This is a genomic window from Seonamhaeicola sediminis, from assembly GCF_004358095.2.
GTDB lineage: Bacteria > Bacteroidota > Bacteroidia > Flavobacteriales > Flavobacteriaceae > Seonamhaeicola > Seonamhaeicola sediminis.
The window spans coordinates 412,330-428,629 of the sequence record NZ_SMZJ02000004.1 but is presented as its reverse complement, the minus strand read 5'-3'; the positions used below and the strand labels follow the sequence as shown (position 1 = coordinate 428,629).

General features: G+C 32.4%; 15 protein-coding genes. 4 read left to right on the top strand and 11 right to left on the bottom strand.

Annotated elements, in window-relative coordinates; translation table 11 throughout:
- Positions 1-2 precede the first annotated feature (2 nt).
- The 3 genes from E1J38_RS08220 (at position 3) to E1J38_RS08210 (ending at position 3,552) form a co-directional block, all read left to right on the top strand.
- Positions 3-929 carry a PorP/SprF family type IX secretion system membrane protein gene (locus E1J38_RS08220; protein WP_133355558.1) on the top strand — a complete coding sequence of 309 codons (927 nt, stop codon included), beginning with the start codon at positions 3-5 and terminating at the stop codon, positions 927-929.
- 15 nt (positions 930-944) lie between these two features.
- A complete protein-coding gene (locus E1J38_RS08215; RefSeq protein WP_133355557.1) occupies positions 945-2,861 on the top strand; it encodes an OmpA family protein in 1,917 nt (638 codons plus the stop codon).
- Positions 2,862-3,126: 265 nt separating this feature from the next.
- Complete coding sequence (locus E1J38_RS08210) at positions 3,127-3,552, top strand: hypothetical protein (protein WP_133355556.1); 426 nt, start codon at positions 3,127-3,129, stop codon at positions 3,550-3,552.
- A 193-nt stretch (positions 3,553-3,745) separates the two neighbouring features.
- Here the strand turns inward: E1J38_RS08210 and E1J38_RS08205 are convergent, their stop codons facing one another.
- The 7 genes from E1J38_RS08205 to rpsA form a co-directional block, all read right to left on the bottom strand.
- Positions 3,746-4,240, bottom strand: a complete 495-nt coding sequence (locus E1J38_RS08205; protein ID WP_133355555.1) for a CAP domain-containing protein — start codon at positions 4,238-4,240, stop codon at positions 3,746-3,748.
- Positions 4,241-4,405: 165 nt separating this feature from the next.
- On the bottom strand, positions 4,406-5,053 hold the full coding sequence (gene pdxH, locus E1J38_RS08200) for a pyridoxamine 5'-phosphate oxidase (RefSeq protein ID WP_133355554.1): 648 nt from the start codon (positions 5,051-5,053) through the stop codon (positions 4,406-4,408).
- A 32-nt stretch (positions 5,054-5,085) separates the two neighbouring features.
- The gene (locus E1J38_RS08195; RefSeq protein ID WP_133355553.1) at positions 5,086-5,991 is read right to left on the bottom strand and encodes a ribonuclease Z; all 906 of its coding nucleotides are present in this window, start codon (positions 5,989-5,991) and stop codon (positions 5,086-5,088) included.
- A 69-nt stretch (positions 5,992-6,060) separates the two neighbouring features.
- Complete coding sequence (locus E1J38_RS08190) at positions 6,061-6,393, bottom strand: ribonuclease Z (protein WP_133355552.1); 333 nt, start codon at positions 6,391-6,393, stop codon at positions 6,061-6,063.
- 3 nt (positions 6,394-6,396) lie between these two features.
- The gene (locus tag E1J38_RS08185; protein WP_133355551.1) at positions 6,397-7,326 is read right to left on the bottom strand and encodes an aspartate carbamoyltransferase catalytic subunit; all 930 of its coding nucleotides are present in this window, start codon (positions 7,324-7,326) and stop codon (positions 6,397-6,399) included.
- A 73-nt stretch (positions 7,327-7,399) separates the two neighbouring features.
- Complete coding sequence (gene pyrR, locus E1J38_RS08180; RefSeq protein ID WP_133355550.1) at positions 7,400-7,939, bottom strand: bifunctional pyr operon transcriptional regulator/uracil phosphoribosyltransferase PyrR; 540 nt, start codon at positions 7,937-7,939, stop codon at positions 7,400-7,402.
- A gap of 462 nt (positions 7,940-8,401) precedes the next feature.
- Complete coding sequence (gene rpsA / locus E1J38_RS08175) at positions 8,402-10,237, bottom strand: 30S ribosomal protein S1 (RefSeq protein WP_133355549.1); 1,836 nt, start codon at positions 10,235-10,237, stop codon at positions 8,402-8,404.
- 298 nt (positions 10,238-10,535) lie between these two features.
- On the opposite strand from rpsA, the gene E1J38_RS08170 reads away from it, so the two are divergent.
- A complete protein-coding gene (locus E1J38_RS08170; protein ID WP_133355548.1) occupies positions 10,536-10,916 on the top strand; it encodes a LysM peptidoglycan-binding domain-containing protein in 381 nt (126 codons plus the stop codon).
- Between the two features lie 25 nt (positions 10,917-10,941).
- On the opposite strand, the gene cmk is transcribed toward E1J38_RS08170, so the two are convergent.
- From cmk to E1J38_RS08150, 4 genes are all read right to left on the bottom strand, one after another.
- Positions 10,942-11,652, bottom strand: a complete 711-nt coding sequence (gene cmk / locus E1J38_RS08165; protein WP_133355547.1) for a (d)CMP kinase — start codon at positions 11,650-11,652, stop codon at positions 10,942-10,944.
- Between the two features lie 132 nt (positions 11,653-11,784).
- The gene (gene porQ, locus E1J38_RS08160; RefSeq protein WP_133355546.1) at positions 11,785-12,804 is read right to left on the bottom strand and encodes a type IX secretion system protein PorQ; all 1,020 of its coding nucleotides are present in this window, start codon (positions 12,802-12,804) and stop codon (positions 11,785-11,787) included.
- Between the two features lie 99 nt (positions 12,805-12,903).
- Complete coding sequence (lon, locus tag E1J38_RS08155; RefSeq protein WP_133355545.1) at positions 12,904-15,354, bottom strand: endopeptidase La; 2,451 nt, start codon at positions 15,352-15,354, stop codon at positions 12,904-12,906.
- 174 nt (positions 15,355-15,528) lie between these two features.
- On the bottom strand, positions 15,529-16,173 hold the full coding sequence (locus E1J38_RS08150) for a rhomboid family intramembrane serine protease (RefSeq protein ID WP_133355544.1): 645 nt from the start codon (positions 16,171-16,173) through the stop codon (positions 15,529-15,531).
- Positions 16,174-16,300: the final 127 nt, after the last annotated feature.

The window sequence follows — 16,300 nt, the reverse complement described above, 5'->3', positions numbered from 1 at the left end:
CTATGAAACTTATTAAACATTACATAATCGCTATTGCATTGTTTAGCTCTGCGTTTGGAGTAGCTCAACAGCTACCCCAGTTTACGCAGTATATGTACAATACAATCTCAATAAATCCAGCTTATGCAGGAAGTAGAGATGCTCTAAGCATTGTAGGATTACACAGAAGCCAATGGGTTGACTTTAATGGTGGTCCTGTAACGCAAACACTGTCAATCCATTCTCCTTTAAGGAATGATAGAGTAGGTTTAGGGTTATCTTTTATACAAGATGATTTAGGCCCTCAAAACTATTCCTATCTATATGGAGATTTCTCTTATAGTATTCCAACAGGAGTTGATGGTAAGTTAGCTTTTGGTTTAAAAGCTGGTTTTACGGGTTACAGTTTTGATCAGCAGTTCTTAAATGACCCTAGTATTATGAACGATCCATTTTTTAATGGAACCCAAAATAGATGGGCACCAAATATAGGTTTAGGTCTTTTTTGGCACACTAATAAATGGTATCTAGGTTTATCTACTCCACGTGTACTGAATAATGACCAGAACAAAGAGGAAGGATTTGAAGCATTAGAAAGAATAAGTTATTACTTTACTGGTGGTTATGTATTTAACCTAAACGACAAGTTAAAGTTTAAACCTTCTTACTTGATTAAGGCCACTAATGGAGCGCCTATTTCATACGACTTTACTGCCAATTTCTTATTTAATGAGAAATTTTGGATAGGTGGTTCCTATAGAATGAATGAACAGACCGGAGCTTTTGGAGGTTTTATGGATTTTCAAATCTCAAGGCAATTGCGTTTAGGATATGCATACGAGAAACCTAATTCAGATATAAACAATTATACTAGTGGAACCCATGAAATATTGTTAATTTATGAATTTAAGTTTATGAGCAATAAATTAAAATCACCTAGATATTTCTAATAAAAAAAATCACCCATGAAATTAAAAAATTACATATTAGTTTGTATCCTATTGACGGTGAGTATTTCGGCCTCTGCGCAATATGGAAAACAGAAAAAAGCAGATACCTTATTTAATAAGTTCTCCTTTGTAAAAGCTACAGAAACCTATCTAGAGCTTCTTGAAAATAAGTATAATGAAGATTATGTTATTAGACGTTTAGCTGATTGCTATGCGCTTATGAGAGATGCTAAAAATGCCGCAAAATATTACAAAAAGGCGGTTGCTCAAGAAAATGTTCCAATTGAATATTATTATAATTATGCGCAAGCACTTAGAGGTGTTGAAAAATATGAGGAATCTAAAGAATGGATGAAACGCTACAAAGATTCTGGAGGTGTTGTGAATACCAGTAAATATTTGAAGAAAGGTAACTTTATTACCAATATTTTCAATGCAAAGCAACAGTATTTTTTAAGCAAATTCAATCATAATTCTAAACTAAGTGACTTTGGTGCCTATGAGCACAATGGTAAAATATACTTTGCTTCAACAAGAGATGAAGGCGTTTCTATTAAAAGACTTTATGGCTGGAATGAGCAACCATTCTTAGATGTGTATGCTGTAGATAAAGATAGTAAGGAACCTGCAGACCACACTTCAAAATTAAAGGGTGATGTAAATTCTATTTATCATGATGGCCCTGTAGCCATTACTAGCGATGGTAATACAATGTATTTTACTAGAAATAGTTTTATTAAAAATGTTTATGATAGTAATAGTAAAGGTATTAACCAAGTAAAAATTTATAGAGCTACTCTTAAAGATAGTATTTGGACAGATGTTGTTGATTTATCAATTAATGATTCAGAATTTAGTACACAGCACCCTGCTTTAAGCCCTGATAACAAAAAACTTTACTTCGCTTCAGATAGACCTGGTGGTATTGGATCTTCGGATATCTATGTCGTAGATATTAACGAGGATGGAACTTTAGGAGAACCTAAAAACTTAGGAAATGTAGTAAATACAACTGGTTCTGAAGGGATGCCATTTATTAACAATGAAGGAAGCTTATTCTTTTCTTCTGATGGACATATAGGTTTAGGAATGCTTGATGTTTTTGGAACTATTGCTAATGAAGATGATGAAATAGTAGATGTTATTAATCTTGGAGTTCCGGTAAACTCCAGTAAAGACGATTTTTCGTTTACTATGAATGAAGATGGTTTAACGGGTTACTTTGCTTCTAACCGTTCAGGCGGTATGGGAGATGACGATATTTATGCTTATAACAGAGTACCTCTATTGAATGTAGAAGGCGTTGTAACAGATATTGTAAATAAAAAGCCTGTACCAAATGCAATCATTACCTTATTAGATGGTAATGGTAAACAAATTGCTTACATGGAAACCGATGAAGTAGGTTATTATGAAATAAACATTGATAGAGATGTGGATTATAAAATTACCGCTAGTCAAAAGAAATACGAAGACGATGTTAAAGAATTTACCTCTAAAGGTATTGAAACAAAAGTTACCACTATTACGGCTAACTTAGAATTAACACCTGTAAGAGATGTTCCAATATTAGCTGACTTAGGTATTATCTACTTCGATTTTGACAAGCATAATATTCGTCAGGATGCAGCAGTAGAACTTGACAAGATTGTTAAGTTAATGAACGAAACATATCCTGGAATGGTGATTAGAATAGAATCACATACTGATTCTAGGGGAACATTAACATATAACGATAAACTATCTATTGACAGAGCTAATTCAACCTATCAATACTTAATTGATAATGGCGTTGATCCTGCTAGAATTACAGCTCATGAAGGATTTGGTGAGCGTAGGTTAACTAATGGATGTGATGGCAGCGTTAATTGTGAAGAAAACAGTCATCAGTTAAACAGACGTACGGAGTTTATCATTATCAAAATGGAATAGCATAATAAAGCTACATTCAATCTATAAAAAACCATCATTAGATATTTTCTTTTGATGGTTTTTTCTTTGTTGTAATTATATTTATCACCCATAAAAAAACTTTCTATTCTCTTGCTTATCATAATTTTTTTCTTTCCAAAAAAATAATGAACATTATTCTATGTTTGGTTTACTAAACGAATAACTGACCCAAACTAACCAAATACTTAAAAAACAGATAAAAAAATATCTTGCAAACCATACAATTGCTCAGAATAAATCTATAATGGATTATGATAGCCTTACTACTGAATATTTAAATTATCTAAGTAGAACGTATTACCATCTTTTAAATAATTCAAGAATAGTTGATCCAAGTGATTATGAAGGTGAACTTACAAAAGTAGAATATGTTAATAATATGTTCTTTATTAAAGATAATTACTCTGAAAAAGGGAAAGAGTTTGTTGCTAAAATGAATAATTATAGAAATGAAATTCTAAAACTAATTAAGGATGAAAATTTAAAGTATAGAATTAATGGGATTTTAAGTTCTGAAGATATTTTAATCAGAAATGGAAAGGTTAAATATTTAAATTATATGTATAAAGATTTTCCATTAATAGGAGTTTTAACTCATATGAGATACAGAGAAAATTCCATCATTGACATTGAAAAAGATTTCATATGTAACTTATTGATTCAACAGTAATGAAATATGAAAACAAAAAACCTTCCCAGTATAGGGAAGGTTTTATACCTAAAGCTAAATTCAATAACATAAAGTTATCAATAAATAACCTATTTAATTTTTTAATTGCACAATACCTCTATTATGCAAAGTTGCTAATAATCAGTAAATCAAATAAGGTTATGAGTTTACATTACTTGTAAAGGAAGTAACGTTATTTTTTTATAAATATATTAGTGTAATACCATTTACCATCAGCATTTTTTTCTGCTGAGACATCAAAATTGGTAAAGTCTCCTTCAATTGTTTCTCTATGTCCTTCACTTCTTAACCAAGCCCTAACAACAGTTTCGGCAGAAGTATAGCCATAAGCCACGTTTTCAGAAACACTTTTAGCGCCAACATTTTCTTTTAAATAACTACTTCGTGTAAAGAAATTATCGTGAGAAATTTGATCTTTATCAACCATATAATCTGTGTGACTAAAAGCTACTGATTTAACAATGCTCATATTAGACAATGGGCTAAGTCCTACTGACAACCTATGATTGTTAATTTGTTCTAAGATTTCAATTTCAATAGATTTTGTTTGGGGAGTTTTAAGGCTTAATTCAATACTATCAACCTTTTCATCGATGCTGTCTGTAGAGCAGGAAAAACTCAACACAGCTAACAATGCCAATATTGGCAACTTTGTTAATAACTTCATAAGTAGGTAAATTTAGATTTGGTCCCATAAAGTTATTAACCTAATTCAGCCTACAATTTTATTTGTACTAAAAATCGATGAAATGCATTTTTAAAATCGATAAAAAACATTTTTAATCGATAAAATGACATTAAAAATTCGGATGTATGTATTTAATCGTATTTTTTAAGGAGATAGTCGATTAATTAACCAATTGTAATCTGGCTGAAGTTTATATCTAATTCTATCATGTAAACGGTTAGGTCTCCCCTGCCAAAATTCAATTTCAATAGGCTTTACAATATATCCACCCCAGTTTTTGGGTCTTGGGATTTCTTTTCCTTGAAATTCCTTTTCTAAATCAGATAATTTTTGCTCTAAACATTGGCGATCTTTAATCTCCTCACTTTGATTAGATGCTAATGCCCCTAACTGACTACCGCGTGGTCGAGATTCAAAATAACCATCACTCAAATTTTCGGCTATTTTTTCTGCTTTTCCTTTTATAATGATTTGTCGTTCGGCCCCGTGCCAGAAAAATGATAGACATACATTAGGGTTTTGTTCAATAGCCTTTCCTTTTTCACTTAAATAATTGGTATAGAAAATAAATCCCTCGTAGGTGTATTTTTTTAACAACACTACCCTATTCTTTGGGTAACCGTCTAAACCAATAGTAGAAATGGTCATGGCGTTGGTTTCATCTATAGAAAAAAACCTGTCTACCTCAAAAAACCATTTCTGGAATAACTCCATTGGGTTTTCTGGAACGTTGCTTAAAAGTAGTTCCCCTTTTTCATAAGACTTTCTGTAATTGCTTAAGTCATTTTCCATATTCAAATGTATTGAATAAGTATTAAATCATTTTAAAACTCAAAAACTTTTCCATCTTCAGAAAGTTCTACAGCTTCAAACACCTCTTTTGCTTCTGCTTTAAAAGCATCTAATCCTTTGTAGCGTGTAGAATAATGCCCCAATAACAATTTACCTACATTAGCTTTTTTAGCAATTTTAGCAGCTTCTTTAGCTGTTGAATGTTTTGTTCTTAATGCTATATGTGCTTGGGTTTCTAAAAAAGTAGATTCGTGGTATAAGACATCGGTATTCTCAATAATGGGAACAATATCTTCTTTGTACATGGTATCACTACAAAACGCATAACTTTTTGGTTTGTTACCAGATCTTGTTACTGTTTCGTTTTTAATTGTAACACCATCTTCATTAACTACATCAAAACCTTGAGTAAGTTTACGGTAATACGCTACATTAATATTAGCGTTTTCAACGGCGGCAATATTTAATTTTCGTTTACCTGCTTTTTCCTTAAATAAGAAGCCGTTTGTATAAATTCTATGGTTTAAAGGAATGGTATGTACTTCAACTTTTTCATCTTCAAAAATTAATTCAGATTCTTTGGAAGTTAGCTCATGAAAAATAAGCTTATAATTGGTCCAAGAATCTGCTAGTTTCATTTGAAGTGTGATTATTTCTTTAATACCCTTTGGGCCATAAATATGTAAATCTGCTTCTCTAGTAAGCAATCTAAATGTTGAAATTAAACCAACCAATCCAAAAAAATGATCGCCATGTAAATGTGAAATAAATACATGCTTAATACGGCTAAACTTAACTTTATGCTTTCTCAATTGAACTTGCGTTCCCTCTCCACAATCAATTAAAAACATATGCCCCTTGGTTTCTAAAACTTGTGAAGTTGGGTTGGTTAAAATTCTTGGAGTGGCACTATAACAGCCTAAAATGGTCAGTTTCATGTAAAGATATGCGTTGTTAAGTTGTATAGCTGTATTGACTTAATTAAATACAACTAAACAACAAACTAATTAAAATCCGAGGTCTCGCTCCATTTCTTCCATTTCAATAATATCATAAGCTTCCTGCAATGTAGGGACTACTATAATTTCATCAGGAACCTCGTCCAAATCTACTTTATTAGTAACTATTATAAAAGAATGCTTAGACGCCCTGTGAGTGTTTGAAAGTTGTAAAAACTCAATAATCTCCTCTGTGCTGATTTTACCAAGAGTAGTTAAGCTAATAATGATATTATTGTTTTTATATTTAGGATATAAGGTCTCAAGCTTTTTTACAAGCTCAATGGTAGTTGCTTTTTCTTGGGTTATGATAGTTATACTTCCGTCTTGATCAAAAATCATAGATTACTGCTTTATTTTTGAAGCTAATAAATAAATCACTGCCATTCGTATAGCCACGCCATTCTCTACTTGATCTAAAATAATTGCTTGACTAGAATCAGCAACATCACTGGTGATTTCAACACCTCTGTTTATTGGTCCTGGATGCATGATGATGATTTCTTTATCTAAAGAATCCAACAAATCTTTGTTAACTCCAAACTGTTGTGTGTATTCTCTTGTTGATGGAAAATAGCTAATATCCATTCGCTCATTCTGAACTCTTAGCATATTTGCTACATCGCACCAATTTAATGCTTTACGGAGGTTTGTTTCAACTTTTACTCCAAGCTTATCTATATACTTAGGCAACAAGGTTTTTGGTCCACAAACCATGACTTCTGCTCCCTGAAGTTGTAAGGCAAATATATTAGATAGTGCTACTCTACTATGTAAAACATCACCAACAATAACTACTTTTTTTCCTTTAACCTCCCCTAGTTTTTCTCTTATTGAATAGGAATCTAACAGCGCCTGTGTAGGATGTTCATGGGCACCATCACCAGCATTTACTATACTAGCATTTACATGATTTGACAAAAAGATTCCAGCTCCAGGATTAGGATGACGCATGACCACCATATCTACTTTCATAGATAATATATTATTAACGGTGTCTATTAAAGTTTCGCCTTTTTTTACAGACGATTGCCCCGATGAAAAATTGATAACATCTGCAGATAAACGCTTTTCTGCTAGTTCAAAAGATAATTTCGTTCTGGTAGAATTTTCAAAGAAAAGGTTGGCAATGGTAATATCTCTTAGCGAAGGTACTTTTTTAATGGGCCTGTTAATCACTTCTTTAAAATGATCTGCCGTTTCAAAAATAAGTTGAATATCTTTCTTGTTAAGATATTTTATTCCTAATAAGTGATTAACACTTAATTCGCTCATTATCCATTTAAACGTTAGAAGTTAAAAGTTAGAAGTTTATACCCTCTTATACTTTAACTTTAGTTACATAATATTATTTTTCTATTAAGTACACGGCATCTTCTCCTTCGTTTTCTTGCCAATGTACTATAACTTTTTCATTATTTATGGCATCTACTTGTCTTCCTCTATAATCTGGTTGAATGGGTAAATGCCTACTGAAACGCCTGTCAATCAGGGTTAAAAGTTCAATCTCATTAGGCCTTCCAAAAGATTGAATAGCTGTTAATGCTGCCCTAATACTTCGGCCAGTATATAAAACATCATCAATAAACACGATATTTTTATCCTCTACTAAAAAATTTAATTCTGTAGAATTCGCTTTCAGGGTTTTATCACCTCTCCTAAAATCGTCTCTGTAAAACGTGATGTCTAACTGACCAGATTTTATATCTTTAACCTTATAATCAGATTTCAAAATTTTAGTTAATCTATCAGCCAAATAAATACCTCTGGGTTGTAGCCCAATTAAAACAGTATTTGAGAAATCGTTGTGTTTTTCAATAAGTTGACAAGCCAATCGATGTAGAATGATGTTTACCTCTTTTGCGTTAAGTAAAACTTTTTGACTCATAAATTATCCAAACGTGTCTGGAGTACAAAGGTAATATAATAAATTACAAATTTAAAGATAAAATAGGATTTAGACGATACCCAGTAAACAACAACTTTTTGATTGCTTATATTTGAATTATTATGTTGAAATCTGATATAATCATTATGCTTGTTTTAATTGTTATCATACCAATATTTATAAATAAATACAAGAAAGGTTTTAAAACTGATGACATGAATCATTTTGATTGGAAAAAAATGTTGCTTCATGAAATCAGCTATTAAACATATTATTAAATTCATTAGTTTGATTCTTTATTGGCTCGCTATATTTGTAATTGTTATTGGCATTGTGTACTTTATCTGGATTATTACAGATAGGTTTTTCTATAAGATGAAATGGATTGATTCCTTGTAATTAAATGATCATAAAAAAAGCCTTCAAAAAATTGAAGGCTTTGATGTTTATTTGTTGGAAATTTTATTTCTTCTTTCCATCCATTTTATCCTTAAGCGCTTGTAAAGCATCATTAGCATCACCTAAAGTTGGTTTTGCTTCTGCAGCAGCAGCTTCAGCCTTTCTAGCAGCTTGCTTCACTATTTTAGCCTCTTCAGCTTTAAATACAGCTGTATGAGATGCTACAACACGTTTAAACTCTTTACTAAACTCAATGATTTTAAACGTAGCCTCTTCTCCTTTTTTAAGTTTGCTTCCGTCTTCTTTTTCTAAATGACGTGCAGGAACAAACGCTGTTATATCATCATTAAATTTAACAGTAGCGCCTTTATCTACTAACTCTTCAATGCTAGCTGTATGAGTGGTATCTAAAGCGAAGTCTGTTTCGTATTTATCCCAAGGATTCTCAGTTGTTTGTTTGTGACCTAAACTTAATTTACGCCCTTCTACATCCAATTCTAAAACAACAACATCCAATTTATCACCTACAGTACAAAACTCGCTTGGGTGCTTGATTTTCTTAGTCCAAGATAAATCAGAGATGTAAATTAATCCGTCAATTCCTTCTTCTAATTCAACAAATACACCAAAGTTTGTAAAGTTACGTACAATACCATTGTGTTTTGATCCTAGTGGGTATTTAGATGTGATATCTGTCCATGGGTCTGGAGTTAATTGCTTAATACCTAAAGACATCTTGCGATCTTCTCTATCAAGTGTTAGGATAACTGCTTCAACCTCATCACCTACAGCTACAAAATCTTGAGCTGAACGTAAGTGCGTAGACCAAGACATTTCAGAAACGTGGATTAACCCTTCAACACCATCAGCTACCTCAATAAACGCACCGTAATCTGCAATAACTACTACTTTACCTTTAACTTTATCACCTACTTTAACCTCTTCTGCAAGAGCTTCCCATGGGTGTTTGCTTAATTGTTTTAATCCTAACTGGATTCTTGATTTATCTTCATCAAAATCAAGGATAACCACATTAAGTTTTTGGTCTAATTCAACAATTTCATTCGGGTGGTTAATTCTAGACCAAGAAAGGTCTGTAATATGAATTAATCCATCAACACCACCAAGATCAATAAATACACCGTAAGAAGTTACGTTTTTAACAATACCTTCTAGTACTTGACCTTTTTCTAATTGACCAATTATTTCTTTCTTTTGCTCTTCGATATCAGCTTCAATTAAAGCCTTGTGAGACACTACTACGTTTTTGAACTCGTGGTTAATTTTTACAACCTTGAATTCCATAGTTTTATTTACGTACTGATCGTAATCTCTAATTGGCTTAACATCAATTTGAGAACCTGGTAAGAATGCTTCAATTCCAAAAACATCTACAATCATACCTCCTTTAGTTCTGCATTTAACAAAACCATTTACAATCTCACCAGTATCATGGGCAGCGTTTACTCTATCCCAAGCTTTAATTACTCTTGCTTTTCTATGAGATAATACTAATTGTCCTGTTGCATCTTCACGTACATCAATTAATACCTCAACTTTATCACCTACTGATAAGTTAGGGTTGTAACGAAACTCGTTTAAAGAAATAACACCTTCTGATTTTGCATTGATATCAATAATGGCATCTCTGTCTGTAATATGAACTACAGTACCTTCAACCACCTCATCATCTAAGGTATCAACAAAGTTTTCTGCTACTAATTTTTCAAATTCTTTAAGTTGTTTGTCATCAACTTCATCAATTCCTTCTTGATAATTGTGCCAATTAAACTCTTTTAAGAATTTTTCAGGGTTTGCTTGAGCTTCAGATACTACTGGTGCTTCGGCAGTTTTTGCTTCGGTTGCTTCAACCTGAGCTTGTTTTTCGTTTTCAGCCATGTGCTGATTAAAATTTGTATTCCACATGCTAGGAAAGAATTAAGCAAATAACACGTAGAAGCGTTAATTTTATTATTGTTTCACACCTTTTGCCTTTCCATGTTTTGCCAAAAGGAGTGCAAAAATACATATAATTACACTAATTACCTAAAAATGAATAGATAATATAAAAATTGTGACTTATACGAGTTTTTTATGTCTAAATATTAATAGTAATCTAAAAATGAGATTAGTTTTTACAGCGAAGGAATTTCCTTATATTAGTAAAAAATATTTTAACATTTAAATTTATATAAATATGGCAGTAAAAGAAAAATATCAACCCGTTTTGGATTTGGGAGAATCTTTAAACATTCAAAACGGCGATGTAAAAGTTGAAGGCAACCTTTTAAAAGTGAAGGGAACAGCTAATACACAATACGAAAAAAACCTTATTTGGGACAAGATTAAGGAAATTGGCGGTGAAAAACCAACCGATATTGTGGCAGATATTAAAGTAGCCGACGAAACTGTCTTTCACAGGCACACCGTTAAAAGTGGTGAGACACTTGGCAAAATAGCTAAACACTATTATGGTAATGCTATGAAGTACAAAGAGATTTTTGAAGCTAACACAAACATCTTAAAAAACCCAGATTTAATTTATCCAGATCAGGAATTAGTTATTCCTAACTTATAAAATCAATGAGATAAAAAAGGCGACATTAGTCGCTTTTTTTAATTTCACTAACCTCCAAAGCTATCCCAACAAGCTGTAATACTTTTTCAAATTGCTCCTCAAGTGAAAGATTAGAATTGTCTATCTCAATGGCATCATTGGCCTTTATTAAAGGTGAGTCTTTACGATTAGAATCTATATAGTCACGCTCTTGAACATTCTTAAGAACATTTTCATACACAACATCATCACCTCTACTTATCAATTCTTTAAAACGCCTTTTAGCACGTGTTTCGGGTGAGGCGGTCATAAATAGTTTTAATTCGGCATCTGGAAAAACTACCGTTCCAATATCACGCCCATCCATAACAACTCCTTTACTTTTTCCAATGTTACGTTGAATTGCCACCAGTTTTTTTCGTACTGCCGAAACAGCAGCTACCTTACTAACAAAACGAGATACCTCTAAACTCCTAATAGTTTGCTCAACATTGTTACCATTTAAATAAACTTCTGCAAAACCTAAGTCTTTGTTAAATTTAAAACTGATTTTAATATCCTTAAGTTTCTTAATAAGCGTTTCAACATCAAAACCATTTTTATTAATAATACCTTGATTCATGGCATACAATGTTACAGCTCTATACATGGCTCCAGAATCCACATAAATATATCCTAAATGATTTGCAACTTGCTTTGCAATGGTACTTTTTCCTGTTGAAGAAAAACCGTCTATAGCTATGGTAATTTTGTTCATTTATTAATTTTGTAATGGCTAAATTACTAAAATGTATGAAGTTTGAAGTGGCTAGAGTATTTAAAGTATTTTAAAGTTGATTCATATAGCTTCTACTTTAAATACTTACTACTCGTATTTTAGATGTTTTACCTAATTCAAATCAATTTGAAGTCCGAAAAAATTAGAATTAGCTGCGCTAGTATATTTAGCATGCGTGTAGCTAAAACGCATTTTATTCATTTTAATAGAAATACCTGCCGACAAGCCTGAAAAATTTCGTTGGTCAACAATGCGTAATTCTTCGCCTCTTCTAAAATTATATCCTAATCTGATATTAAAACCTCCATCGGGGAATATCTCAGCCCCAACAATAGTATGCCTTATAACTTGACCCAAAAACCCCACTTTTTCATTAGATTGGTTTCCACTTAAATCACTTGTTACCCTAGCTGGATTTGGTCTGGATATTGGCCAAGTCTGTAAATTTTCTAAAGTTATATGCCATCGTATTGGTACATTCTCTAAACGCTGAGACATTCCAAAACTAACCTCAAAAGGCAAACGCTCTTGCAATCCAGCATAAGTTGTTATTTGTGTACCTACATTTCTTATAACTAATGCCGCATTGAAATCTAGGTATTCATTCACATACAACAAACCAACATCAATAGCAGCGCCAAAAGAGGCGTACTGTTCTAATTTAGAGCTTATTAGTTTAATATTTCCTCCCATATAAAAATCTGAATATCCTATTTGGCTTGCATATCCAAACGATAAGGCTGTTTCTCCTCCAGAAAATGTTCCTGTAGCATTTCCTTGCTCATCATAACCATCAAAAGAACCGTAATTAATATATGTTATGCCTCCATGAAATGTTTGCGTACGTCTATCTACAGTATAGGCATAAGAGGCGGTACCGTAGCCAATACCTCCTAAATAATTGGTGTAATTTAGAGCTAGCTGATTATCCATTTCAACATTTATTGTTGCTGGATTAAACAAACCTTGAGTTACATCATAATCTACATTTGTTAACACTTTCCCTCCTAGTGCTGCTTGCCTTGGTGAAGAAACCAGATTAAGAAATTGATAAGTGTACTCCCCCCCTATTTGTGCATAAATTGAGGCACTGAAGCACAAAATGAATAAAGTGATAATTTTCCTTAGCATATTTACGTTACAAAGAAAGTAAATCTATCTTAAAACGCTAGTTACTATTATTTATTTTAGAATATAAAAAAACCTCGATTAAAATCGAGGTTTGTAACTTTAAAGTGTTTTAGCGTTTTTTACCTTTTGCTTTGTAAGTGCTATTTTTATAACATCACTCATATCAGTCACATAATGAAAGGTCAAACCTTTGAGATATTCTTCCTTTATTTCCTCAATATCTCGCTTGTTATCTTCACAAAGTAAAATCTCTTTTATTTTAGCTCGTTTAGCTGCTAAAATCTTCTCTTTAATACCACCTACAGGAAGCACCTTTCCTCTAAGGGTAATTTCACCTGTCATGGCTAGACTTCGTTTAACCTTACGTTGGGTGAATAAAGAGACTAAAGACGTTAACATAGTAACGCCTGCACTTGGTCCATCTTTAGGAGTTGCGCCTTCAGGTACGTGAATATGAACATTGTATTTATCAAATACTTCGGGATTAATCCCATATTTATCAGCATTTGATTTTATAAATTCCATGGCGATAGTTGCCGATTCTCTCATGACTTTACCAAGGTTTCCGGTAATAGTTAAACTACCTTTTCCTTTAGACAAAATAGATTCAATAAATAAAATATCGCCACCAACTCGGGTCCAAGCTAAACCAGTGACCACACCGGCTACATTGTTATTTTCATACTTATCACGTTCTAATTTAGGCCTTCCTAAAACTTCAACAATATCTTCATTTGATACTTTTACATTGTACTCTTCTTCCATAGCAATATTTTTGGCCGCATAACGTACCATTTTTGCTATTTGCTTTTCAAGACCACGAACACCAGACTCCCTTGTATATCCCTCAACAATCTTTTCTAACTGAGGTTTTCCTATTTTTAAGTTTTGAGTAGACAAACCATGCTCTTTTAATTGCTTTGGAAGTAAATGACGTTTTGCAATTTCAACTTTTTCTTCAATGGTATAACCTGTTACATTAATAATTTCCATACGGTCTAATAATGCAGGTTGAATAGTTGCTAAACTATTTGAAGTTGCAATAAACATAACTTTAGAAAGGTCATAGCCCATTTCTAAAAAGTTATCATAAAACTCACTGTTTTGCTCAGGATCTAATACTTCTAACATAGCTGAAGAAGGATCTCCTTGATGAGAATTTGACAACTTATCAATTTCATCTAAAACAAATACAGGATTGGATGTTCCTGCTTTTTTCAAACTCTGGATAATACGCCCTGGCATAGCGCCAATATATGTTTTACGGTGCCCTCTAATCTCTGCTTCGTCACGTAAACCACCCAATGAAATTCTAACATATTCTCTACCAAGAGCCTCTGCGATAGATTTACCCAGTGATGTTTTACCAACTCCTGGAGGACCGTATAAACACAAAATAGGTGATTTCATGTCGTTACGTAACTTCAACACCGCTAAATATTCAATAATTCTTCGCTTTACATCATCTAAACCGTAGTGGTCTCTATCAAGAATTTTCTTGGCACGTTTTAAATCGAATTTATCTTCACTAAACTCGTTCCATGGTAAATCTAAGAACAGTTCTAGGTAATTGCGCTGAATAGAGTACTCAGAAACTTGAGGATTCATACGCTGCAACTTGCTTATTTCTTTATCGAAATGTTTTGCTATTTTTTCATCCCAAAGCTTCTCTTTAGCCTTGGCTTTCATTTCTTCAATTTCTTCATCATGACTCACACCTCCTAATTCTTCCTGAATGGTTTTCATTTGTTGGTGCAAGAAATATTCGCGCTGCTGTTGACTCATATCCATTTGAACCTTAGACTGGATATCATTTTTCAGCTCTAACCTCTGAAACTCAACATTCATATGCTTTAAAGTTGCCAAAGCACGTTGTTTAAGGTCATTCATCTCTAATAGTTTCTGTTTCTCCGCAACAGAAAGATTCATATTAGAAGACACAAAATTTACTAAAAACGAACTGCTTTCAATATTTTTGATGGCAAAAGAAGCCTCGCTAGGAATATTTGGATTTTCCTTTATTATTTCAAGTGCCAAATCTTTTATAGAGTCTATTATTGCTCTAAACTCCTTATTGTTAAGAGCAGGCTTAGCCTCAGGTAGATCTCTAATGGTAGCGTTCATATATGGGTCTTCAGTCAACACTTCTGCTACTTTAAAGCGCTTTTTTCCTTGAATAATAACCGTAACATTACCATCGGGCATTTTTAAAACTCTTAAAATTCTGGCTACTGTACCTGTTTCGTGTATTTCTTGGGCCGTAGGATTTTCTACAGATTCATCTTTTTGAGCTACCACGCCAATAACTTTACTACCCTTATTAGCGTCGTTTATAAGTTTGATAGATTTATCTCTACCAGCCGTAATAGGAATAACAACCCCTGGAAACAATACGGTGTTTCTTAAAGAAAGTATCGGTAAAGTTTCTGGTAACTCTTCTTTATTCATTTCCTCTTCATCTTCTGGTGTCATTAACGGAATTAACTCTGAATTTTCGTCAAACTCCTGAAATGACAAACTGTCAAGCGATAAAAAATTAGATTTTTTCATATATTATTTTAAGTCAATATGTCATTAAAACATATAAACTTCAATCAATTTTAAAGTTTTATACAAATTTAATTATTTGATTTTCTGTTAATTAAAAAGAAATCAAGATAATTATCACCTGTATAAAGTCAATACTTGTGCCATAAGTAAGTTTACAAAGCTAAAGTTTAGGAGTTATAACTTGCCCGCTTTTTTTAAAGCAAATAATAATACAATTGGAATGGCTAGTAAACCAACCATAAGTAAATTTGAACCAAAAATCCAAGGTGCCAAAAGTAAAGTAATTACATAACCTCCAATAGCTCCACCAAAATGGGCATCATGTCCAATGTTACCAATACGTTTTTTCATTCCGTAAATAGAATATAACAAATAAGCTATTCCAAACACATAAGCTGGTATTGGTATAATAAAATAGAGTCCTAAAGTCATGCCTGGTTGTAGTAAAATAGCCGAATATAATATACCTGTAACAGCTCCACTTGCCCCTACGGCACTATAGTGATATTCATTCTTGTGAAAATAAAGCGATAGTAAATTACCAAACAATAAGCTCATTAAATAGACCAATATGAATCCACTAATGCCTAAATAGTCTATTACAATACTAGCAAAAAAGAACAGTGTTATCATATTAAACAACAAATGTTGCATATCTATATGCAAAAAGCCTGCACTTAGTAACCTTATTTTTTCTCCTCTTTGAACAGCACCAACATGAAACTTATATTTATCTAAAAAACTGTAATCATTTAAGCCTTTTACTGAAACCAAAACATTAGCTGCTATAATTGCAATTGTTATACCGTCTAAATGCATATTTTGTGTACGTTTAAAATCATATTAATATGTGTTTACAGAGTAAAGAACTAAATTTTATATTAAAAACAATCTATTAAAAATTAGTCTTACTTCATTTAACACTTCATCAGTAAATGATTTTTTT